Annotated in this window: 21 protein-coding genes and 1 tRNA gene; 13 read left to right on the top strand and 9 right to left on the bottom strand. The window is 45.0% G+C overall.

What is annotated here, in order from left to right:
* Positions 1 to 31: 31 nt before the first annotated feature.
* From AO382_RS06370 to AO382_RS06340, 7 genes are all read left to right on the top strand, one after another.
* Entirely contained in the window at positions 32 to 1,759 is a 1,728-nt protein-coding gene (locus AO382_RS06370; protein ID WP_201030223.1) for an acetolactate synthase 3 large subunit, read from the top strand.
* Positions 1,759 to 2,274: an acetolactate synthase small subunit gene (ilvN, locus tag AO382_RS06365; RefSeq protein ID WP_049236872.1), complete on the top strand. Its 516-nt coding sequence runs from the start codon at positions 1,759 to 1,761 to the stop codon at positions 2,272 to 2,274. Before AO382_RS06370 ends, ilvN begins: the two co-directional genes overlap by 1 nt.
* 163 nt (positions 2,275 to 2,437) lie before the next feature.
* Positions 2,438 to 3,460, top strand: coding sequence for a ketol-acid reductoisomerase (gene ilvC, locus AO382_RS06360; protein ID WP_064619192.1), 1,023 nt, complete (start codon positions 2,438 to 2,440; stop codon positions 3,458 to 3,460).
* Positions 3,461 to 3,572: 112 nt separating this feature from the next.
* Positions 3,573 to 3,983 (top strand): hypothetical protein, encoded by a 411-nt coding sequence (locus AO382_RS06355; RefSeq protein WP_064619189.1) that lies wholly within the window; start codon positions 3,573 to 3,575, stop codon positions 3,981 to 3,983.
* A gap of 349 nt (positions 3,984 to 4,332) precedes the next feature.
* Positions 4,333 to 4,545 carry a cold-shock protein gene (locus AO382_RS06350; protein ID WP_003656932.1) on the top strand — a complete coding sequence of 71 codons (213 nt, stop codon included), beginning with the start codon at positions 4,333 to 4,335 and terminating at the stop codon, positions 4,543 to 4,545.
* 110 nt (positions 4,546 to 4,655) lie between these two features.
* Positions 4,656 to 6,440, top strand: a complete 1,785-nt coding sequence (locus AO382_RS06345) for a DUF2157 domain-containing protein (RefSeq protein WP_064619186.1) — start codon at positions 4,656 to 4,658, stop codon at positions 6,438 to 6,440.
* Positions 6,427 to 6,945: a GDYXXLXY domain-containing protein gene (locus AO382_RS06340; RefSeq protein ID WP_064619184.1), complete on the top strand. Its 519-nt coding sequence runs from the start codon at positions 6,427 to 6,429 to the stop codon at positions 6,943 to 6,945. The genes AO382_RS06345 and AO382_RS06340 overlap by 14 nt, the downstream gene beginning before the upstream one ends.
* Here AO382_RS06340 and ruvC read toward each other — a convergent pair.
* Positions 6,942 to 7,532, bottom strand: coding sequence for a crossover junction endodeoxyribonuclease RuvC (gene ruvC / locus AO382_RS06335; RefSeq protein WP_064619180.1), 591 nt, complete (start codon positions 7,530 to 7,532; stop codon positions 6,942 to 6,944). The two genes, AO382_RS06340 and ruvC, sit on opposite strands and share 4 nt — an antisense overlap.
* A 170-nt stretch (positions 7,533 to 7,702) precedes the next feature.
* Between ruvC and AO382_RS06330 the strand changes: the two genes are divergently transcribed.
* Positions 7,703 to 8,284, top strand: a complete 582-nt coding sequence (locus AO382_RS06330; RefSeq protein ID WP_064619390.1) for an FxsA family protein — start codon at positions 7,703 to 7,705, stop codon at positions 8,282 to 8,284.
* Positions 8,285 to 8,307: 23 nt separating this feature from the next.
* On the opposite strand, the gene AO382_RS06325 is transcribed toward AO382_RS06330, so the two are convergent.
* The 3 genes from AO382_RS06325 to murD all read right to left on the bottom strand — a co-directional run bounded on the left by AO382_RS06325 (position 8,308) and on the right by murD (position 12,578).
* A complete protein-coding gene (locus AO382_RS06325; protein WP_064619177.1) occupies positions 8,308 to 9,702 on the bottom strand; it encodes an MATE family efflux transporter in 1,395 nt (464 codons plus the stop codon).
* Between the two features lie 126 nt (positions 9,703 to 9,828).
* The gene (locus tag AO382_RS06320) at positions 9,829 to 11,004 is read right to left on the bottom strand and encodes an FtsW/RodA/SpoVE family cell cycle protein (protein ID WP_064619174.1); all 1,176 of its coding nucleotides are present in this window, start codon (positions 11,002 to 11,004) and stop codon (positions 9,829 to 9,831) included.
* Positions 11,005 to 11,177: 173 nt separating this feature from the next.
* Positions 11,178 to 12,578: a UDP-N-acetylmuramoyl-L-alanine--D-glutamate ligase gene (gene murD / locus AO382_RS06315; RefSeq protein WP_064619172.1), complete on the bottom strand. Its 1,401-nt coding sequence runs from the start codon at positions 12,576 to 12,578 to the stop codon at positions 11,178 to 11,180.
* A gap of 198 nt (positions 12,579 to 12,776) precedes the next feature.
* Here murD and glnK point away from each other — a divergent pair, with 198 nt between their 5' ends.
* On the top strand, positions 12,777 to 13,115 hold the full coding sequence (gene glnK / locus AO382_RS06310) for a P-II family nitrogen regulator (protein ID WP_064619169.1): 339 nt from the start codon (positions 12,777 to 12,779) through the stop codon (positions 13,113 to 13,115).
* Positions 13,116 to 13,245: 130 nt separating this feature from the next.
* Here the strand turns inward: glnK and AO382_RS06305 are convergent, their stop codons facing one another.
* The 3 genes from AO382_RS06305 to AO382_RS06295 all read right to left on the bottom strand — a co-directional run bounded on the left by AO382_RS06305 (position 13,246) and on the right by AO382_RS06295 (position 15,140).
* Entirely contained in the window at positions 13,246 to 13,611 is a 366-nt protein-coding gene (locus AO382_RS06305; RefSeq protein WP_064619164.1) for a hypothetical protein, read from the bottom strand.
* A gap of 199 nt (positions 13,612 to 13,810) precedes the next feature.
* Positions 13,811 to 14,059, bottom strand: coding sequence for a hypothetical protein (locus tag AO382_RS06300; RefSeq protein WP_064619387.1), 249 nt, complete (start codon positions 14,057 to 14,059; stop codon positions 13,811 to 13,813).
* A gap of 28 nt (positions 14,060 to 14,087) precedes the next feature.
* Positions 14,088 to 15,140: a DNA/RNA non-specific endonuclease gene (locus tag AO382_RS06295; RefSeq protein WP_064619161.1), complete on the bottom strand. Its 1,053-nt coding sequence runs from the start codon at positions 15,138 to 15,140 to the stop codon at positions 14,088 to 14,090.
* Positions 15,141 to 15,237: 97 nt separating this feature from the next.
* Here AO382_RS06295 and mutY point away from each other — a divergent pair, with 97 nt between their 5' ends.
* Entirely contained in the window at positions 15,238 to 16,470 is a 1,233-nt protein-coding gene (gene mutY, locus AO382_RS06290; protein WP_064619158.1) for an A/G-specific adenine glycosylase, read from the top strand.
* Between the two features lie 30 nt (positions 16,471 to 16,500).
* On the opposite strand, the gene AO382_RS06285 is transcribed toward mutY, so the two are convergent.
* The gene (locus AO382_RS06285; RefSeq protein WP_064619155.1) at positions 16,501 to 17,490 is read right to left on the bottom strand and encodes a polyprenyl synthetase family protein; all 990 of its coding nucleotides are present in this window, start codon (positions 17,488 to 17,490) and stop codon (positions 16,501 to 16,503) included.
* A 207-nt stretch (positions 17,491 to 17,697) separates the two neighbouring features.
* On the opposite strand from AO382_RS06285, the gene AO382_RS06280 reads away from it, so the two are divergent.
* A tRNA-Phe gene (locus AO382_RS06280) sits at positions 17,698 to 17,773 on the top strand.
* A gap of 53 nt (positions 17,774 to 17,826) precedes the next feature.
* On the opposite strand, the gene AO382_RS06275 is transcribed toward AO382_RS06280, so the two are convergent.
* Positions 17,827 to 18,783: a D-2-hydroxyacid dehydrogenase gene (locus tag AO382_RS06275; RefSeq protein ID WP_064619153.1), complete on the bottom strand. Its 957-nt coding sequence runs from the start codon at positions 18,781 to 18,783 to the stop codon at positions 17,827 to 17,829.
* A gap of 209 nt (positions 18,784 to 18,992) precedes the next feature.
* Between AO382_RS06275 and rapA the strand changes: the two genes are divergently transcribed.
* Both rapA and AO382_RS06260 read left to right on the top strand, forming a co-directional pair.
* A complete protein-coding gene (rapA, locus tag AO382_RS06265; RefSeq protein ID WP_064619150.1) occupies positions 18,993 to 21,857 on the top strand; it encodes an RNA polymerase-associated protein RapA in 2,865 nt (954 codons plus the stop codon).
* Positions 21,858 to 21,943: 86 nt separating this feature from the next.
* Positions 21,944 to 23,458, top strand: a complete 1,515-nt coding sequence (locus AO382_RS06260; protein ID WP_064619147.1) for a YifB family Mg chelatase-like AAA ATPase — start codon at positions 21,944 to 21,946, stop codon at positions 23,456 to 23,458.
* Positions 23,459 to 23,486 lie beyond the last annotated feature (28 nt).

Raw genomic sequence — 23,486 nt, 5'->3', positions numbered from 1 at the left:
CCAAGATACCATCGCACGCGGTGAAACAGCCATGATGTCAGGCGCTGAGATGCTTGTTCAAGCATTGATTGACGAAGGTGTTGAGTACATTTTTGGTTATCCAGGCGGTGCGGTACTGCACATTTATGACGCCTTATTTAAGCAAGATAAAATCGAGCATGTACTGGTCAGGCATGAGCAAGCTGCAGGGCATATGGCTGATGCATACAGCCGCACAACGGGCAAGACAGGCGTTGTTTTGGCGACCTCAGGTCCAGGTGCCACCAACACTGTGACAGCCATTGCAACTGCTTATATGGATTCGATTCCAATGGTCGTATTGGCAGGTCAGGTGCCATCTAGCTTGATTGGCGATGACGCCTTCCAAGAATGTGATATGGTGGGTATCTCACGTCCGATCGTTAAGCACAGTTTCCAAGTTCGTCATGCCGAAGAAATTCCCACAATCATCAAAAAAGCGTTTTATATTGCAGGCTCTGGTCGCCCTGGTCCTGTTGTGGTTGATATTCCAAAAGACATGACCAACCCAAGCGATAAATTTGCTTATATCATGCCAAAGACAGTCAATATCAGATCTTATCAGCCAACCAATAAAGGGCATGGCGGACAAATCAAAAAAGCCATCGAAACGCTACTATCAGCCAAGCGTCCTGTACTTTATTCAGGTGGCGGGGTGGTGCTTGGTAATGCCAGTGAAGAGCTGCGCCAATTAGCCGATTTACTCAAGCTGCCAGTAACCAATACCTTGATGGGGCTGGGTGCTTATCCAGGCTCAGGGGAGCAGTTCATTGGTATGCTTGGTATGCACGGCACGTATGAAGCCAATATGACCATGCATCATGCCGATGTGATCTTGGCGGTAGGTGCGCGTTTTGATGACCGCGTTACCAATAATGTTAAAAAATTCTGCCCAAATGCTACGATCATTCACATCGATGTCGATCCAGCCAGCATCTCAAAGACCATCACCGCACACATTCCGATTGTTGGCGATGTGAAGCTGGTGCTCAATGAAATGCTTGTATTGCTATCAGAGACTGATAAGCGTATTGATGAACACGCACTCAATGACTGGTGGCAACAAATCAACGAATGGCGCAAACGCCACGGTTTACGCTATGGCGAAGATGATATGACTGCCGAAACGCACGCTATCAAGCCTCAGCATGTGGTTGAGACGCTGTATAAGCTGACCAATGGCGAAGCAATCATCACCTCCGACGTCGGTCAGCATCAGATGTTTGCTGCATTGTATTATAAGTATGATGAACCGCGCCAATGGCTAAACTCAGGCGGCTTAGGCACGATGGGTGTGGGTTTACCATACGCCATGGCAGCAAAATTAGCCCGCCCTGAAAAGACTGTGGTGTGTATCACTGGTGAAGGCTCAATCCAAATGAACATCCAAGAGCTGTCCACGTGTCTTCAGTATAATTTGCCAGTTAAAATTTTAAATCTTAATAACGCTCAGCTTGGCATGGTTAAACAGTGGCAGGATATGCTTTATGAAGGTCGCCATGCTCAATCATATATGAAATCTTTACCTGATTTTGTCAAATTGGCAGAAAGCTATGGTCATAAGGGCGTAAAAATTACCAACCCAGCCACCATGGAAGCAGAGTTGGCAGCGGCATTGGCATTAGAAGACCAATTGGTATTCATTGATGTCTATGTGGATAAAGGTGAGCATGTTTATCCGATGCAAGTTGCCGGACAGTCAATGCGTGATATGTGGTTATCAAAAGGGGAGCGTACCTAATGCCAAATCAAGTACATAAACATCTGATTTCTGTCTTAATGGAAAACGAAGCAGGTTCGCTGTCTCGTGTTGTGGGTTTATTTTCTCAGCGTGGCTATAATATTGATACGCTGAATGTGGCAGCAACAGACGACCCAACGATCTCGCGTCTGACTTTGACGACCACCACCACGAATGACAAAATTGAACAAATCACCAAACAGCTACATAAGCTGATTGAAGTGGTGAAAGTTCAAAATTTGTCTGAGCTTTCAGGTGGGAATCATGTTGAGCGTGAGCTGATGCTCATCAAGGTACGTGCGACAGGCTCGTATCGCGAAGAAGTCAAGCGTAATGCTGATATCTTCCGCGCCCAAATTGTCGATGTCAGCGCCAATTTGTACACGATTTTGATCACAGGCGATGCAGGCAAATTGGATGGGTTTATTGATGTGATCGGTCGCGACCGTATTTTGGAAGTGGTACGCTCAGGCGTGATTGGTATCGCGCGTGGTGAGAAGACTTTGGCGGTTTAATCCTATCAACCATGTTTTAGGCAGTTTATTGGTTTAAAAAATGTATTTTTATAAAATGAATTGACTGCCATGAATAATACCGTGATTAATCAGCGATCATTAATTAACCATAAATGAATTATTTTAACCCTGCCAATTTTGGCAAATTTTTAAGGAAATGTATATGAGCCTAAATATCTATTATGACAAAGATTGTGATTTGTCAATCATTCAAAGCAAAAAAGTCGCCATCATTGGCTATGGTTCACAAGGTCATGCGCACGCACTTAACCTAAAAGACAGCGGTGTGGATGTTACCGTCGGACTGCGCGAAGGTTCAAGCTCATGGAAAAAGGCTGAAAATTCTGGTCTTAAAGTAGCTGAGACGAGCGAAGCGGTTGCAGGTGCTGATGTGGTGATGATTTTGACGCCAGATGAGTTTCAGCGCGAGCTGTATAAAGAGGTGATTGAGCCAAATATCAAGCAAGGTGCAACTTTGGCATTTGCGCATGGTTTTGCGATTCACTACAACCAAGTTGAGCCACGCGCTGACTTAGATGTCATCATGGTTGCGCCAAAAGCACCAGGCCATACGGTTCGTTCTGAATTTACCAAAGGCGGCGGTATCCCTGATCTGATCGCTGTATGGCGCGACGCATCAGGCAATGCCAAGCAGCTTGCGCTATCTTATGCAGCAGGTGTGGGCGGCGGTCGCTCAGGTATCATCGAAACAACATTCAAAGATGAAACCGAAACCGATCTATTTGGCGAGCAAGCGGTACTTTGTGGCGGTGCAGTTGAGCTGGTCAAAATGGGCTTTGAGACTTTGGTTGAGGCAGGCTATGCACCTGAGATGGCATATTTTGAGTGCTTACATGAGCTAAAACTGATTGTGGATTTGATGTATGAAGGCGGTATCGCTGACATGAACTACTCAATCAGTAACAACGCTGAATATGGTGAATATGTGACTGGTCCTGAGGTTATCAATGAGCAATCTCGTGCCGCCATGCGTCATGCTTTGAAGCGTATCCAAGATGGTGAATATGCTAAGATGTTTATCGCTGAAGGTCAAACCAATTATCCATCGATGACCGCTCGCCGCCGCAATAACGCTGCACATCCTATCGAAACAACAGGCGAAAAATTGCGTGCGATGATGCCTTGGATTGGCGGTAATAAGATCATCGACAAAGAAAAGAACTGATTGATTTGTTTGGATCAATTTGTAAAACAGCTGCCTGATTGGCAGCTGTTTTTTTGAAATTATCATATGAAACCGCTATAATGAATGCTATTTTGATATTGATAAGTCTTTTATGCCTGATTTTTCTTTAGAAGTTGTATTTATTGCACTAAGCTTGATGATCGCCATCTTTGTGATGATTGAATCAACATTGCTTGAGCGTAACGGTGGCAAGCTACTGCTTAAAAATAGTACATTTATGTTCATCAGTCTATCAACCTCGGCATGGATGATGGTGGCGTGTTTAGCTTGGTATTTTTTGGATCTTGTCGGTTTGGGCTTGGTGGTGGCGATGGTGTATCCGCTGTATGGGCTTTTGGGCTTGGTGTATTCAGCGATGCTGATGCGCGGCATTGAGGTTGATGATCCTGCCGAAGTGGCATTACCCAAACAATACTTAAGCTTTTGTAAATCCTTTGGCTTGGTCTATAGCATCTTATGTTTGACTGCCTTACTTGAAAGTGTGGGCTTAATTCAAATTTAATTTGATTAAATGGTGGATTGAGTGCTTGGATTGCCGTGATTTTTGATGGTGATTACTTTATTAGTCATCAATGATGAAAAATAATTCCCTTTTTTAATAAAATTTGTTATAATGATTGTCATGGTATTTATGTACCCAAAGTTGGCTAATACTGGCCACTTTCCCAACTGCAGATAGACGCAGTGGTATCAAGCATTCTTTAGGCAAGACCAGTAAGTTTCTTATTTGGAAGATTGAATGAAGATGGGGCAACCCGCCTGTTATCCCGATCGTTTTTGTATGTTTTATTGCATGAATAGCATAAGTTGCGTTTTTACGCTTTTCATTCATCCAAATTAGGAAAATTGTTATGTCACAAAAAGTTCTTGGCACTGTAAAATGGTTCAACGAATCAAAAGGTTTTGGTTTTATCGCTCAAGATAATGGCGGTCAAGATGTATTTGCCCATTATAGCGCGATCACTGGCTCAGGTTTCAAAACCTTAGCAGAAGGCCAAAAAGTTGCTTTCATCTTAGGCGAAGGCAAAAAAGGTCCACAAGCTGAAGAAATCGAAAAAGTTTAATCGATCGATTTTATCAAAATACCGCTACTCATACAGTTGAGAGCGGTATTTTTTATGCTTGCTAGTTTTTGCTATAATAAATCTTGATCAATTGATTTTGGAGATGTGGTATGGCGCAGCTCGATTCATGGCGACACTCTCAAAGACCGTCTCAGTCCTCCTTTGATAGCTTATCGCAAGCACTGGTATCAGCTCAGATGCTTGGTGCCTTTAAGCTCTTTGGTGCGGCTTTGGTGGTGGTATCAGTGGTGTATCTGTTTGGAGCGAATTGGTTATTCTTGCCAAAAATCATTAAGCTTACCATGGCGCCAGTGCTGATGCTGCTATTAGCGCTGATCAGTTTGCACACAAGCGGCTTATGGATGAGCGTGCTGCATACTGCTGCAGGCGTGATGAGCGGCTTATCACTTGCTGCGGTGGGTCAAGTCTATCAGACAGGTGCTGACAGCTTTTGGTTATTTGTGATTTGGTCTATCCTACTTGTGCCTTGGCTGTACCGTAAAAACTTGGGCGTCTATTTGCTATTATCAGCCGTATCACAGACAGCACTTTGGTTATATTTTGATCAAAGTAATCATCAAATTCATACCTTGGCGCTGTCATCGGCGGCACTTTTTATCATTCAATATGTGCTTTTCGGTCGTGATAAGGCGTCATTATGGGTGATGAGTATTGGACTGGTTGGCTTATCTTTATTTGCTGCACTAAACTATCATCATCAAGGCACATGGGGGCAGCAGCTGCTTTGGCTTTTCATTGCCATGGTGCCTTTGGGTGTGCTCGTGCTCTCAAAGCGGCAGGTGCCATTGATGGCAACTGTTTTGACGGGCGTTATAACCAGTCTTTTTATATTGGTTTTGGCATATTTTAATGTGCGTAGTTTTTGGGTGTATGCATTGGCTGCACAGCTGTGGTTTGGGCTGTGTGCTTGGGGGCTTTATCGCTATTTTGGGGCGCATAAGAACAAGTATGCAATGCACATACCACTGCTTGCCATTGGGGGCTGGTTATCGTGTTTATTTGTCATTTTTGGATTAATAACTTGGATTGATGATACCTATGCTTTATGGGGCGCTTTGGCGACCATCGTGGGCTTAGGGGTGTTATGGCGTGGCAAGGTGGCTTATTTTCGTCATTTGGGCTACTCGTCTGTGATGATTGGGATGGGCCTGATTACACTTGGGCTATCTGAATCTTTTGAATTGAGCGCCTTAGGAATATTAAGCTTGGTTTGGCTACCCATCCTAGGCGTGTTGTATCGCTTGCGTGTGCATTGGCTGTATTTGCTGCTGCATATCTTGGGGTGGTATGGCGCACTCATGGGCTATGCGCTGTATCTAGATACGATGAGATCCAGTGAGCTATACGGGTCTTGGGGCGTTTGGTCGGCAATGGTGTACGGCTTGGGATTAATGGGATGCGTCTTATTGATGCGTGAAGGCGTGTATTGGCGCACGGTGAGCGGCTTTATCTTGTCAATTGCGGTAGGGTTTGGTGTGATGACCACATTACCCATTGGCATACCACCGTTTTGGTCGGCACTGGGCTTGTTAGCGATCTTGGGTGCTTTATTGATGCGACTGCCGCCATCACAGAGCCTAAAATTAAGCGTGCTTGGGCTTTTGGCTGGCATTGGCTTTGCGCCTATTTTGGCGGTCATCTTGGTGTTTGCTAGTGCGCTTAGCAGGCAAGATCGCCTAATGACGATCTTATCCATCCTTGTGGGGATTGGGCTATTATGGCTGATGTATTACCAGCTTTCTGTGCCATTTCTGGTGAAATTTATCATCATTTTGAGCAGTGGTCTATTGATGACGATCGTGGCAACTGTGTTAGATGAACGATCACAACATGGTGAGCTTGAACAAGCGGGGGTAAAAGATGCAAAAGCTTAAGTGGATGCCGCTCGCCATCGCAGGACTGACCTTAGTTGTGGTGATGGTGATGGTGCTGGGTTATGAAAAGCGGCTTGATCAGGGGCGGATTATTTATGCTAAGCTTGCGCCGCTTGATCCGCGCTCATTGATTCAGGGGGATTATATGAGTCTGGCGTATGAGATGAATGCTAAGGAAGGCGATGCCTATTTTGGCGAAAGAAAGCTTGGCTATGCGTCTTTGTCGCCACAAAATGTGATTACAAGTGTTCAGTGGGAGCCTAGCGCTGATCAAAAAATATGGCTAAAAAATCGCTGGAGACGCTGGCAGCTGCCCGTTGATAGCTTTATGTTTGCAGAAGGGTTGGCGGAGTGCTATGACAGTGCCCAGTTTGCCAAAATCTCTGTCACAGATGACGGTAAAATGATGCTGCTTGATTTGGTGGGCGACTCATTACAGGATCTGGATTGCCAAAGTCAGGCGTCATGGTGGCAGGGCGGATTGGTTAGGGTGCATCTAAATTAACGATTTTTGAGCTTAAGCAGTGATTCTTCGTCTAAGCGCCAGCGACCCTTTTTTTTGTTGCCAGTACGGCTGCTTAGGGTGCTTGCGCCAAATAACTTATGCATCGAGTGTGATGAGTGGGCATGGCAGATGGCACACGCCAAACCATCGGCGGCATCAGCTTGTGGGATAATATCCAATGATAAAATACGACAGACCATGGCAGTGACTTGGTCTTTATCGGCAGCACCATAGCCACAAACGGCTTGTTTGATTTGACGGGCGGTGTATTCGCTGACCTGTAAATCTTGAGCTGTCAATGCAGCGATGGCGGCGCCGCGAGCTTGCCCAAGCTTTAGGGCGGAGTCAGGATTGGACGCCATAAACACTTGCTCAATGGCAGCTTGTATGGGCTTATTACTGTATTTTTGATAATGATTGACAATCCGAGAAACTCCAGCAAAAATCTGAGCAATGCGTTCGGTGATGTCGCTGCTGTTTGTTCGGATGGTACCAGCATCTAAAAAGGTTAATTGATCATTGTTTGTACTGATAATACCATAACCTGTCAAGCGTGAACCAGGGTCAATGCCAATAATAAGTGTCATACAATGATTACCAAAAAATTATCATCAAAATTATTACTAAAAAAATTAGCACTAAAAATAATAAACAATAAAAAATACTTGAAAACTTGCCAAATGTCCTAATTTATTGATATTATAGCGTATTTTATTTATATATTTTCATTTATTTATTAGATTTAAAGGAGATGGGCGTGGGTGCATTGGTGGGTATTGCCCTGATTTGGTTTGTCATTGAAATGCTGCTTTGGTATTTGGTGGCACAATTTATCAGTGGTTGGTATGTGTTTTTTTGGTTCATCATCGCAGCGATCATTGGAATTATGATGATTAAAAAAGCAGCAAAATCGCTTAACCCAATGGCACAGCAAATGAAAGCCATGCAGCGTGGTGTGATACCCAATCCGAGCAATCAACCTGCTGAGTCAACACTGGTTAAATCCATCGCTATGGGTGTGGCAGGGCTGTTGTTGTTACTTCCAGGTCTTTTAACGGATGTTGTGGCTTTGGTATTATTAGTGCCATTTATCCAAACCAGACTTACCGCCGCCGCCAAAAATTATGCCGCCAAAAATCAAGATAAAATGATGCAGATGATGGCGCGACAAATGGGCGGTAAGAACCCTTTTGGGGGCATGGGTCAAAATCCATTTGGTCAAGGCGGGATGAAATCAAACCCTTTTGGCAAAAATAGCGGCTTTGGAACCACTGTGGATGGTGAAGCGAAGACGATTAATAAAGATGTCAAACGTATCAATTCTGCTAATGATGAATAAAAAATAGCCCTAAGTGGGCTATTTTATATGGTGCGAATGCGCGCTTGCGCGATGACTTTTTTACTGTGAATTTCAAGATACCAAAGCAGTAACACTGCCGCCACCCCAAGCGAAATCACCAATGCCGCCCAAAAGCCATAGATTCCCATACCGCCTTGAAATGCCATAAAATAGCCAGGAATCAAGCCGCAGCCCCAAAAAGCAATGATATGAATCACCATCGGAATGGTGGTGACCTTATATCCGCGCAGCACATAACTTGCCACGCATTGGACCGCATCGACCAGCTGAAAAGCCGCGGCATACAAAATAATACCGCCTGCTAAGGCAATGACCGCCATGTCATCGGTGTACATGCTCGCCAAAGGATAACGAAAAACTACCAAAAAAATTGCTGTGCCTACTGAAGCGACCATGGCGGTAACGATTGAGACGCCTGAAATATAGCGAGCACGGCTAAACTCTTCGCGCCCAAGGCTGTATCCAACGCGCACAGTTGCAGCACTGCCTAAACTTTGGGGAATCATGAAAATCAAGCTTGTCAGGCTAATGACCACCTGCTGAGCGGCGACATAATCTTCGGTATTGCCATCAAGTTTTGCAACCAAAAACATGATGCAGGTGAATAAACTAACTTCAATAAAAAATGATAAACCAATGGGAATCCCTAAGCGTGTCATCTCGATCAAGGCTTTGGGGTTGGGTAAGCTGAATTTATCCATCAGACCAAAGTGTTTAAGCTGTTTGTCCTTGACGATCAAAATCCATAAAATGAACGCATTGATCCAAAACACAATCGCTGTCGCCAGTCCGCAGCCTGCGCCGCCAAGTGCAGGCATGCCAAACTTACCGTACACAAAAATCCAGTTCAAAGGGATATTGATAAAAAAACACAGCCAACTGACCCACATGATGACTTTTGGCTTATTAAGGCTAGAAGCATAGGCATGCAAAGCACGATGTACCATTGCCGCAGGCATGGCAAGACCAATAAACCATAAATAACGCTCAGTAATGATAAAAGTGCTCTCACTGACATCAAGCCACAGCCGAAACGGTGTGATGGCAAGCCACATGAGCACCATCCCAAGTATGCCCATGATCAAACCATACCAAAGCCCTTGCCGTCCCATTTCACCAATCTCATGCGACTTTTTGGCACCAAATAGTTGTGCAATCATGGGATTGAGTGAGGTCATCACACCCATTAAGGTGACATAAACAGTAATAAACACACTGCTACCAAGCGCCACTGCCGCCAAATCGCCTTTGCCGGCGCCGCCTGCCATGACGGTGTCAATAAAACTGGTACCTACCTGTGCCACTTGTGCAAGCAAAATCGGCATCCCAAGGTGGATCAGGGCAGATAGCTCTTTTTTGTAGGTGGTGTACTGAAAACGGTTGATGTCTAATAACATATTGACACATCGATAAAAAATAAAAATATCGTCAGATAGGATGAATTATGCTAACAAATCGTAATGACAAATTGATAACATGCCAAGCAAAGGCAGCGAATCGCTCACGCTTGGCAGGGTATATGGTCAATATTTGTCGTTAAGGCGCTGATTGTGAATCTCAAGGCTTTCTTTATCCACTCGAAGCACAAAGCCAATCATAATCAAAAGCACGACCATAGAAGAGCCACCAAAGCTAAAAAACGGCATGGTTAAGCCTTTGGTGGGCGCAAGTCCCATGGTCATACCAGCATTGATGATGACCTGACCAAATATTACCACCGCAAAACCAAAAATGGTATAACTTAAGCGAAGTTGTCGGCGTTTTAATGCTCTTAGGCTAATGACCATAATACTAAGAATAATCAGCATCTCCAAAAATAAAACTGTTGCCACACCCAAAAAGCCAAGTTCCTCTCCTGTGATAGCAAGCAGAAAATCAGTGTGTGCTTCGGGTAGGTGTGATAATTTTTGGACGCTATCCCCATAACCAACACCGCTTAATTGCCCACGACCATAAGCAATCAAACTGCGTGCTAGCTGAAAATCTGAACCTTGAATGTCATCAAAAGCATCGGTAAAAGATAAAATTCGTTCACGGCGGTAAGGTTCAAGCCAAGCTGCGATGCCTCCCAAAACGATCGCCATGAATAAAATCCAAGCGTACTGTAGTGCAGGTGCACCACTGACAAAGATGATGACAATCAAGGTGGCAAATAGTACCAAGACAGTACCAAAATCTGGTTGAAATAGCAGCAGTCCGCCTACTGGTAAATACCATACCAATAGACGCACCCCTGTAAAAACATTGCTCCGTAGCTCTGCAGATCGACGCACGACATAATCTGCTGTCACAAACACCATGACAGCTTTGGCAACTTCACCAGCCTGTAAATTAAATATCCCAAGGTCAAGCCATCGCCGTGATCCATTAATCACATCACCAAACACTGCCGTAAGTATGAGTAGCCCAAAAGCGGTTGCCCACATCAAAAACACCACATTGATATGCGTTCGTTGATAATAAAATCTCAAAGGAATGCGATAAACAACCATTGCAATCATAGTACCGATGACGACATATGCCAACTGATACCAAAAAAACCTCAGTGATGCCAAATCACGAGCAGCAGAAAACGGAATGGATGCTGACGCAATCATCAAAAGGCTGATACAGATGATCAGGCTCAAACTGGTAAGCAATACCGTTCGTGGATTGAGCTTATCAAAAAAACCAAGAAATTTATCGGAGAATTGAGACATGAGTGCTGCTGTGAGTTGGTTTTGTATAAACTGTTTATTATAACGGATTTTTGAATTAAAAATGTGGAAATTTCAAGTGATTTGGTCAGGTTGCTCTGTTGTGGTAATCTGCTTGACAAAAGCGGTGCTTACAATTTATGTACCCAATCAAGCAGGGCGTTTGCATGGATGGGCTAAATGGGTGCATGGGCTAAAGCGTGAACCATGTTAACAAACTTATCGCCCCGTTCATTATAATTTTTAAATTGATCCATACTGGCACAAGCAGGCGACAAAAGCACAGCCCTAGCGGTGCTTTGACTGGCTGCCAATACTGCCTGATCAAGTGTACCAACCTGATATATTTTAGATGCCAAATGTGCGTCACCTTTGAGTAAAGCTTGCTCAATTATAGGGGCATCTTGACCGATTAAATACACACTATCCACCCACTGTGTAACATAGGCTGACAACTCACTAAAATCTTGACCTTTACCAAGCCCACCCAAAATTAATGCCAGTGATGATGTGCCATAAACCGTGCCAAGCCCATCAATTGCTGCCATGGTTGAGCCAATGTTTGTACCTTTTGAATCATTAAAATATGCCTTGCCATCAATATCATCAATATACTCACAGCGATGCGGTAGACCTTTGAAAGTCTTAAGGGTATCAAGCATAGCATCCATGGGGAGATTGGCAGCTGTGCCTAAGGCAAGTGCAGATAAGGCATTAAGTAGGTTATGCTTGCCTTTGATTTTTAATTGATGAATTGGTAAAAGTTTATTATTTTGATGATACAGTGCTATACCATCACCATCATCAAATAAATAAAAATCTGCTGTTTGGTGGGTAAGTGAGCTGTCTGTTGTGATGATGGTGTGATTTGGGGCAATGCTTGTCAGTGTGGTCAAGCATTGCTTAGCTAAATTGGCATCGTCTTGGCAGATGATAGCCGTTTGGCAATTTTCAAAAATACGCAATTTTTGTGCCAAATAATCCGCCATGCCATCGTGCCGATCAAGATGATCAGCGGAGAGATTTAAAATTGTTGCCCCTTGAGCTGCTAAATTTGAGATATGCTCAAGCTGAAAACTTGACAGCTCAAGCACCACCAAATCCATATTTTGAATGGTTAATAATTTAAGTGCAGGCGTGCCAATATTACCGCCGACACCAACAATCATACCTGCCCGTTTTGCCATCTCGCCCACCAATGTTGTAACAGTGCTTTTGGCATTTGAGCCTGTGATGGCGATGATTGGTGTGTTTGTCGCTTGAGCCAAATCTCGTGCTTTGAGTGTATCAATGAACAATTGAACATCGCTAACCACAGGAATGCCTTGAGCTTTGGCGGCGGCAATGCTCGGCGTTCTTGGGTCGATGCCGGGGCTTATGATGATCTGATCGGCTGAGCTTAAGAGTTCACTGTCCAAGCTGCCAAAATGACAATGAACGCCTGTGGGCAGTTTATCTGCCAAGGCGGGATTAGGATTGCCATCGATGATGCTAACTTTGTGACCGTGATTGACCAAAAAATTCACAGCTGACAGTCCAGAGCTGCCCAAACCGACGACGGCATATTTTTTTGACATAATATTTTCTCACAATAATAATCACGACCTATGGGCTATTTTAACAGGTATTGGCGGTAAGTGGTAGCAGGGTCGTGTGCTATATTAGCTGATATCAAAGCGGTGAATTGTTACAAAATGATGTTGTGAATTATTGCCTTGCCTTATATAATGATTTTGTTATGATTAATATACATTGCCAACCGCCAAGGAATATTTATGAAACTGATTTCTGCGATTATCAAGCCTTTTAAACTCGATGATGTGCGAGAAGCACTCTCAGAAATTGGCGTCAATGGTGTCACCGTCACTGAAGTCAAAGGCTTTGGTCGCCAAAAAGGTCATACCGAGATGTATCGTGGGGCGGAATATGTGGTTGATTTTTTACCAAAAATTAAAATTGAGATAGCATGTCGTGATGAGATGGTTGATTCAATTATTGAGTCAATCATTAAAGTTGCAAATACGGGTAAAATTGGCGATGGGAAGATTTTTGTCAGTCCGCTTGAGCGTGTCATTCGCATTCGAACTGGCGAATTTGATGAAAGTGCCTTATAAGGTAAAATTTGTAGCAGAATTGATGACCAATCGCTGACTGAATTAATCGTTGATTGAATTGAAAGCCAAAAAAAGCACTTGATTGATATTCAGTGCTTTTTTATTGGTTTTTTGCTACCACATGGTGTGGTTATTGTCTTACACCTGTTTGTGTGCCAGCGATGCTTTTAATGGTGATAGTATTGCCATTAACAGTAATATTAACAGTGCCTTTGATGGGTAGGGTAGGATGAGCACCTTTGCCTTTATATTTACCCTCACCTTGGCTTGAGATATTTGTCAATACGATGGTACCTTCACGCTTTTTGGCTTTATCGGTTAAGCCTTGTGTCATCACACCTTGATAGCCGTTGCCAGCTTGACTGATGGTAATGATGGCTTTTTCTTCACCTTTTTCGCTCATCTTCCACTTACCAACAATGGCATCATTGGCAAATGCTGAGACTGACAATAAAGCACCTGCACCTAGGGTAAGTAGTTTGGTAGATAGTTTCATATAAGCTCCTTTTATGTATTGATCCGTATTGCAAAACTCCGAAGAATGGTCGATCGACTTTGACTATACAAATTTGGATTGACCACTAATTTGCATTATAGCGAAGCTTAAGACCATTTGTAAATACTTAGTATGAAATTTTTATCATAAGTTGGCAAAGTGATTATCTGTCGCAATCATTTGAGTGACAATCCCTATGCTAAGCAAAAGGATTATCAACTTGTTCAGGTGGTAGCGTATCATGAGCTTGTATCTGATCTAAGGGCTCGTTTTCAAGTGCCGCTACTAACCGATTAGTAAACTCTTGTAAAGCCATCGCTTGAGTTAGACCATCTTGACATTTGGCGATAGAAAGCTCACCGAAGATTTGCACAACATCAAAATGATTTTCGATGGTCAGATCTCCAATAGTCAGTACTTGCTCATCATTCTTAAAAGGATGTATCATGGCGTATTCCTCAATGGTTTTTGTTTTATCAGGCACGGTTTAGTGTTTCAAAGACATAACGCATGGCACTGATGACCAAATCAAACCAGCTGCTTGGCTGATGATCAAGTACCTTTTGTTCTGGGTTTTTATTGCTACTAGGTCTGGGTAAATCGTAGGCAGTTTGGCGAATTTTAGTAGGTAGTGATGGCATGGCATTGATACCCGTCAGGCGGGTCAGCTCGTCTAGACTGATGATTTGATAATTTTCACTACTATCATTTGAAGAAAAATAGACACCAGCCGCCGATAAGCTTGGAATATATACCGCCTTAAAAAAATGACTGGGTACAAGCACTCGTCCGCCAATACGCTCAGAAGTCTTACCCAAAAAAGCAACGCCCGTCACAACATAAACTTCCCCATACTCGATTGCCAGTTGACGAGTCTGTGTTTCGATATGACGCCACAGATGGCGATTGTGTTCGCCATTTTGGGGTGCGATATTGGCTAGGCTAAAGCTGTCATACTGGGATTCGGTGGTTGCCATATCACCATTTGGGGCGATATGACCACGATCATAGCCTGAGCGTCGATAGTCAGACAGCTCAGCACGCTCATCGGCAGGCAGCCTAGGTTCTGCCCGAAAGCTATCAACACGCGCTAAGGTTCTGGCTTGATTGATGCGCGACTTGGTCAGATGAGATGCTGACCATAGCGGCGTGCGTGCGATACCTGAATGTAGGGTGGCGAATCCTTCAAAGCATAAAGCGCGTGCCATGGCGGACAGTCGTTTGCCTTGCTCACCGATCAGGGTTGGCGCTTGTCGATTGGCAAACTGATCCTGACAGTCGCTAAAGCTTGTATCAAATGAACGCACGCTGAAGATCTTATCGTCATGAGCTTGCTGATTGGGATCTTGATATAAGCGGTCGTTGTCTGTGCTTTTGACGATCGTTTGCTTAATGGTCGTGGTAATGTGATTTGTCAGCTGTTCTGCTGAACTGATGGTGCTGTCGTTGGCATGAGCAGAACTTGTCGTACTGATTATAGTAATCAGTAGCCAAGCCGACAGACGCTTTGGGCATTTAAAATGGATCATAGCATTGGTGTGTCATGACTTTTGGGTAGATATAGTCATTGTAATTCATTGATAAGGTTTTTATAATGGCGTTTTTAGATTTTAACAGCTTTTTGATATGACAACAACCAAAACGACAGGCGCTTGTGCGGCAGCTCAGATGAGCGAGCAGGGCGTTTATCCATCTGATGAGCAGCAGCATCACTTTGCTAAGCGGCTACTGTCATGGTTTGAGCGGCATGGTCGCCATGGACTGCCTTGGCAATACCATCATCAGTCATCGGCGGATATTTATGCTGTGTGGGTATCTGAAATTATGCTACAGCAAACACAAGTTGTGACAGTGCTGAAATTTTTTGAGCCGTTTTTGGCACGATTTACAACAGTCCAAGAGCTTGCTGTAGCAGATTGGCAAGAAGTAGCATCTTTTTGGGCAGGACTTGGCTATTATGCTCGGGCAAGGAATCTGCACGCAGGCGCGCAGCAGGTGGCTGATTTCATTGAGACTCACGGTAGATTTCCTGAAACGGTCGATGAATGGCAAACGATCAAAGGGGTAGGGCGATCGACAGCTGGCGCAATCGTTGCGATGGGCGTCAAGAAGTTCGGCGTCATCTGTGATGGTAATGTCAAGCGTGTTTTGACACGCCATCGTGGGATTTTGGGTGATATTACAAAAAGTGTGACCGATAAGCACCTTTGGGAGATTGCCACTGCTCTCACCCCAAAAGAGTACAGCGGACACTATGCCCAAGCGATGATGGATTTGGGTGCAACGATTTGTACGCGTACCCAGCCCAAATGCGATCTATGCCCTGTGTCGGACGACTGTATCGCTTATGCGCTGGGCGCACAAAGCAAAATGCCTGTCAAGAAAAAAGCACCACCCAAGCCGCATCGGCACAGTATTGCATTATCCTTGACACATTGTGGGCTGACTTTATGGCTACACCGCCAAAACGGTGGCGGTATTTGGGATGGGCTTTGGAGTTTACCGATTTTTATGTTGCCTTTGGATGATAATCAAAAGCTTGATAACAAAACCTTAAGTCATGCCATTTTCAAGGCGTGGCAAAGCGATGATAAAGCGCATGATTTGGCGCACAGCCAGCTCATTGAGATTTTGCCCATGCCCACCCAAACCTCAACAGTCTATTTACGCCATACGCTCACGCATGTTCATTGGCACCTTTATGAAATGTCACTGTGTCTTAATCATAGTCAATTTAACCAAATTAATCAAACGCTTACTGCTTTGGGCATCGACTATTTATGGACAGATGTGCCCCATGATTTACCGTTACCTGCTGCCATGCATAAGCTTTTGACGCTTAGCAATAGCTCCGCCTAAGCGGCTGATTTGGGCTGTTGCAATAACGCATCAAAATTTTCTTGTTTGGAGCCAATCTGTGATTTGAAGCAGTAGGTTGTTATTGCCCCAATGCTTAATCTTAACCTGTGCTCTGGCTTCCTCAAACAGCTCATTGGCGTAATCTTGAGCACCGTCTACACCCAGTAATTTGACATAAGTGGATTTTTCAAGTTTTTCATCACTGCCAGCTGGCTTGCCTAAAGTTATCGTATCGGCGGTGATATCCAGCACATCATCTTGCACCTGAAACGCCAGCCCAATCGTGCGAGCATAGAGCTTAAGATCACTTAAAGCTGCTGTTTGTGCGGCGCCTGCACAAATCGCACCCATCATCACTGATGCTTCGATGAGCGCGCCTGTTTTGTCACGATGGATGGCTTCTAGCTCATCTTGGGTAAGTATTTGATTCTCCCCTTTGATATCAAGCATTTGCCCTGATACCATGCGCCGAGCGCGAGTGCTTAAGATTTGAGTGAGCCTGTATGCCACAGCTTCATCGGCAGGTGCCTCTTCATAATATTCAGACAGCACCTCAAAAGCGATGGACTGAAGCGCATCGCCTGCAAGTAGGGCGATATCTTCACCATACACAATATGACAAGTCGGCTGCCCGCGGCGCAGCGCATCATCATCCATACAAGGCAAATCATCATGAATCAAAGAATAGCTGTGAATCAGCTCAACTGCCATCATGGCGCGACATACCATTTGTAATTTTTTGGTCAAATTATTTTTATGATTTTTATGATCGCCTGTTTGAATGAGCATCAAAAAAGTCGATAATGCCAAGAGCGGACGCACACGCTTGCCACCATTACTCATCGCATAGCGGCAGGCTGCGTTCAGTGGCTCAGGCAGGCTTGCCTGCGTTAGAATCAAGTCTAATAACTTGGGCAGGTGTTCGGTTTGCCACTGACGCACCTGATCAAGATGCTTGGCATTTTGGATGAAGGCAGTGGTGTGAGGCGTGCTAAAATCAAATATGAAATCGTTAGACATGATAAATTTAGATATTTTATGATAAATGGGCGACCGATAAGTGCTTTATCATACCTTAAATTGTTAAATTTTGGTATGATTTTGGTGGAGAAATTGCCTAAAAAATCTGAAAATTTGATAAAAATTCCCTATTTTTAAGAAAAATCTGTCATTTTAATGAAAAACACTTGACCACTGCCGCTTTTTTTGGTTTAATACGCCCACTTTGGCGTGATAGCTCAGTCGGTAGAGCAACGGATTGAAAATCCGTGTGTCGGCAGTTCGATCCTGCCTCTCGCCACCATTTTTAAAAGCCTTTCGATAACTCGAAAGGCTTTTTTAATGCGATCAGATAATTTAGGGCGTGTGGGTTGAATGATTGTTGATAAAATCGGTGATTTGATTGGCTAAAATTTCCCAAAGTTTTTCTTGAGCAGCAAGACTGCCCCAAGCGTTATGCGGTGTAAACAGTACGCGTGGATGATCAGCGATACCAAGCAGCGGGTCATTTTTGGCAAATGGTTCAGACTCAAACACATCGGATGCATAACCTAAGATGTGATCATTGATGAGTGCATCAACAATGTTCGCTCCGCATACTACGCCGCCACGAGCGACATTGATAATGAGTGGTTTTTTGTGCATTTTGGCGAGCGTGTCGGTATTGATTAGGTGCTTGGTAGCGTCAGTTAATGGGCAATGTAAACTGATGACATTGCTACTGTTTAGCACAGTTTCAAAATCGGTATATTCTGAACTACGCGGGGTTTTGCCTTGATGTTCGGCGTATAAAACATGCATGCCAAAAGCTTTTGCCAATTCGCCCACACGCCGCCCAATATTGCCTGCACCGATGATGCCTAAGGTTTGTCCATACAAATCAAACAGCGGCTCATTTAATAAACAAAATCGCCCATCTGCCTGCCAAGTGCCATCGGTTGCACGCTGATGATAGTATTTGGCACCACGCATAATCGCAAGCATCATCATCAAGGTGTGTTCAGGTACGCTATTGACCGAATAGCCTGCGACATTTTTAAGTGTTATGCCCAAGTCTTGGCAGGCTTGTTTATCCACATTATCCATACCAGTGGCAGTCAGCTGAATCAGCCTAAGCTTTGGCAGGGCTTTTAAAATATTGCGTGTGATGACCACTTTATTAGTAATCACAATCTGAGCATCGCAGCAACGCTGAATGATAATCTCGTCATCTTGTGGGGTTTGTGAATAGGTTTGATATTCTGTCACACCTTTGGGCGTGGGTAGGCACGCTTGCTTAGAGAATGTGCCAGCATCCAAAAAAACAGCTTTCATGTGTCATCTCCGTTGATTGATTTTATTCATGTGTTGATTTTTAATCATATCATGCGTAATTATATCATGTGTCATGCTTTTTAAATCTTGAAAATATTGCCCAAAAGAGCCATAAAGAAAATTAATGTAAATTCTGCTTATTTCAAGTAAAATAGTAAGTTTGCCAAAAAGCAAGCAATTTTGAAAACAACACATTAACTGAGTATTTTATGAGCGATAATTTTGCCATCGGCCAGCGTTATTTATCCGACAGTGAATCAAGCCTAGGGCTTGGTGTGGTGATTGATGTTGATGACCGCTGTGTCCATATCTTATTTCCCCAAAGCGAAGAAACACGCGTCTATGCCAAGGCATCTGCACTGCTGTCACGAGTGGTGTTTTCGGTGGGTGATGATATTACCGACCAAGAGGGTAACTTGTATCAAGTGGCACGCTGTGAAGAGATTTCAGGGGTGATGCGTTATCATTTGGCATGTGGCAAAAGCTTGATGGAGACACGGCTTGCGGCAAATATTACTTTATCAAAACCACTTGAGCGTCTGCTGGCGGGACGTATTGAAGGAGCGGATTGGTATGAGCTGCGCCAAGATGCACTGCGTATTCAGGCGATGCTTGCGCGTCATCCACTGCGTGGGCTAATTGGAGCTAGAGTTGATATCATTGCCCATCAGTTGTATATCGCCCATGAGGTGGGTAAGCGGCTTTCACCCCGCGTACTACTGGCAGATGAGGTGGGGCTGGGTAAGACCATTGAGGCAGGTCTGATTATACATCAGCAAATCTTGACAGGCAAGGTGAATCGTGTGCTTGTGCTTGTGCCTGACAGCTTGCAATATCAATGGATGATTGAGCTTAAGCGCCGCTTTAACTTAGATTTTGCGTTATTTGATTTGGTGCGCACCGCCGCCATCAAAGAGCATAATCCTGATCAAAATGTCTTTTTGACCGAGCAATTTATCATCGCAGGCATTGATTTATTGCTTGACCATCATGATTTGTATGAGCAAGCATATGCAGCGGGGTTTGATTTACTTGTGGTCGATGAGGCGCATCACCTGCATTGGGACGCCGAACAAGGCGGTAATGATAAGTATGACTTGGTCGCTGATTTTGCTGCCAGTATCGCAGGTGTGCTGCTATTGACCGCGACACCTGAGCAGTTGGGTGTAGAGAGTCATTTTGCGCGTCTGCGCCTGCTTGATCCGCACCGTTTTGATGATTTGGATGATTTTATTGCCGCTCAAGATGCCTTTGAAGATGTGGCGATGGTGGCGTCTTTGTTGATTGATGGTCAGGATTTGAGTGCCAAGCAAATCCGTGCAGTAGCAGGACTTTTGGGCTTTGAAGAAGTGGAGTTGGCTGATATTAATGCCAATGAACGCCTGCGCACGCATGTGATTAATGAGCTTTTGGATCGTCATGGCACAGGGCGTATTTTATTTCGTAATACGCGTGATAGCGTTCAAGGGTTTTTTGGGCGAACCAGTATCCCTTATCCGCTGCCTTTGCCAACGGCATGGCAAAATACACACTACACCCAAGGCAAATTGCGTGAGCAGTTGTGGGGTGAGGAGCAATATCCAGATGGTGCATGGCTTGAGCATGACCCTAAAGTGGCTTGGCTGATTGATTTACTACGCCATGAGCTTAAGCATAAAAAAGTATTACTCATCGCTCGCAGCGGCGCTACCATTGAAAGCTTGGAGGCAGTGCTTCGGTTACATGCAGGCATCAAGACGGCAATTTTTACAGAGCAGATGAGTTTACTTGAGCGTGACCAAGCGGCGGCATATTTTGCTGATGATGCTGGTGCACAGATTCTATTATGTTCTGAGATTGGCTCGGAGGGGCGTAATTTTCAGTTTGCTCAAGATTTGGTATTATTTGATTTACCTGCCAATCCTGATACGCTTGAGCAGCGCATTGGTCGCCTTGATCGTATCGGTCAGATTGCACAGATTCAGCTTCATGTGCCTTTTGTGATGGGTACTGCCCAAGAGCGTCTGTATAATTGGTATGATGGCGCACTGAATATCTTTAATCAAATCAGCCCAACGGCTCAATCTGTCCAAGACGCTTTTATCGCAGAGCTAAAGCCGCTGCTTGAAGGTGCTGACACGCCCCAAAATCGTGAAAATTTAGCCACACTCATCGCTCAAGCGTCTGTCTATCGCCAAGAGCTAGAAGAAGCGCTACAAGCAGGTCGTGACAGATTGCTTGAGTACAACTCATGCCGCCCGAATGTCGCAGCGCGCATTGAGGTCGCCATGCGTGAGCTTGATGATAACAAATTGCTGCCACTGTTTTTGGATCGTTATTTGACGGCGGTGGGCATGGATTATAGTGTGCAGCGTGATGGCTCATGGATTATCCATCCGATTGATGCCTCTGAAGTTGATGTGGAAGGCATCGAAAGCCTGCCTTTGGATGAAGATGGCATGACTTTGACCTTCAGCCGACAGCAGGCGCTTGCTCGTGAGGACATGCATTATATGACCTATGAGCATCCACTGATCCAAGCCATCCTTGAGATGATTTTGACAGGTACTTTTGGTAATACGCAAGTTGGGCTGCTCAAATCAGCGGCGCTACCAAAAGGGATGCTGATGATCGAAAATCAGTTTCGTATTGAGGCGATCTCCGCCAAGTCATTGAATTTATCGGCTTATTTGCCCAAGCAAAGCTTGCGCGTATTTTTGAGTGAACGAGGTGATGATCTAAGTCAAGTCGCCACCAGTGAAAAAATTCTACCACTCATTGACCGCTTGGATAAGGGGCGCGCTCGCCAAGTTGCCAAGGCGCGTGCAGCCGTCATCGACGCCAGAACCCAAGATGCCAAACGCATTGCAGGCGCGCAGCTTGATCAAATCAGCGCCCAAGCCAAAACTGCTTTTGGCGATTATATGAACAAAGAAATTGGGCGATTGGTTCGCCTTCAGGCGATCAATCCTAATGTCCGCGATGATGAGATTTTAGCACTTGAAAAGCTCAAAGCTCAAGGTTTGCAGGCGCTTGATAATTTATCGCTTGTGCCTGACAGCATTCGAGTGTTGGTGACGGTTGCGCCTGACTGAGTTTGGCAGTATGCATTTTTCCTCCCAAAAGCCGCACTGATCGGCGGCTTTTGGGCTTATTCTTTTATTATTAAGCGCTTATTTTTATGTCATTTGCCAAAGTTTTTACGCGTTCGGTTGTTGGATTGCAGGCGCCGCAAGTATTTGTTGAAGTTCATCTCTCCCAAGGGTTGCCAGCCTTAACCATCGTCGGGTTGCCTGAAGCTTCGGTACGCGAGAGTAAAGATCGGGTACGCTCAGCACTGATTAACTCAGGATATGAATTTCCCAATCGCCGCTTGACGATCAATCTTGCGCCTGCCGATCTGCCAAAGGATGGGGCGAGGCTGGATCTGCCGATTGCGATGGGTATTTTGGCGGCCAGCGGTCAGATTGATGATAAGGTCTTGGCAGATTTTGAATTTGTGGGAGAGCTTGCGCTCAATGGCGAGCTTAGACCTGTTTCTGGCGCACTTGCTATTGCTCGCGCCATTAAGTCTGCCCGTCATGATGACAAATCTCGCACGCTGATTATGCCAAGTATGAACGCCTGTGAAGCGGTGAAGGTGGGCGATATGACGGTGCTTGCTGCCGATCATCTGGCGGCGGTTTGTCGTCATTTGGATGTGGTGAGCGGCATCAGCCAAAATCAAGCGGATATCTTGCCGACAGCGACTTTGCCACATCAGCCCCAAGTGACGCAGTACGCGTATGATTTGGCAGATGTCAAAGGGCAGCATCACGCACGCCGAGCGCTTGAGATTGCAGCGGCTGGCGGTCACTCGATACTATTTACAGGGTCACCTGGATCAGGCAAGACTCTGATGGCATCGCGCCTGCCCAGTATTTTGCCGCCCCTGACCGAGGCAGAAGCCTTAGAGGTGGCGAGCATCTACTCGATTGCAGGCGCGGAGTATGCCTTTGGCGAGCGACCTTTTCGTGCCATCCACCACACCATCTCTGCGACCGCTTTGGTTGGTGGCGGCTCAAAACCCAAACCTGGTGAGATTAGCCTAGCCCACAAAGGCGCGATTTTCCTTGATGAGATTCCAGAATTTGATCGTAAAACACTCGAAACCTTGCGCCAGCCCATCGAGTCCAAGCAGATTACCATCTCTCGCGCTAATGCCCAGGTATCATTTCCTGCTGATTTTCAGCTGATCGCTGCCATGAACCCTTGCCCTTGTGGGTATCACGGCGACACCACGAACCGCTGCCGCTGCCGACCTGAGCAAATTAAAAAATATCAAGATAAACTGTCAGGACCTTTGCTAGATCGCATCGATTTACACATTACCGTACCTGCTTTGCCCATCGAGGATTTACAAAGCGCGCCAAAGGGTGAGTCATCAGATGAGGTCCGTCAAAGAGTTGTGGCAGCACGTGATATGGCAGTGGCTCGTCAAGGCAAAGCCAATTATGAGCTGACAGCCAGTGAACTTGATCAAGTCGCTATATTGGGTCAAAAAGAACAGCAAATGCTCAAGATGGCTCAATCCAAGCTCAACTTGTCTGCTCGCAGTTACCACCGCATCTTGCGCGTCGCGCGTACCATTGCAGATTTAGCCGCCAGCGAGCACATCAAAACAGCGCATGTGGCAGAAGCCTTAAGCTATCGATAATTAAATTCAAATAATCACGCTGACATGC

Origin of the sequence: Moraxella catarrhalis (assembly GCF_001656295.1) — a bacterium.
GTDB lineage: Bacteria > Pseudomonadota > Gammaproteobacteria > Pseudomonadales > Moraxellaceae > Moraxella > Moraxella veridica.
The sequence above is the reverse complement of the archived record's forward strand: the minus strand, read 5'-3'. Positions and strand labels throughout refer to the sequence as shown.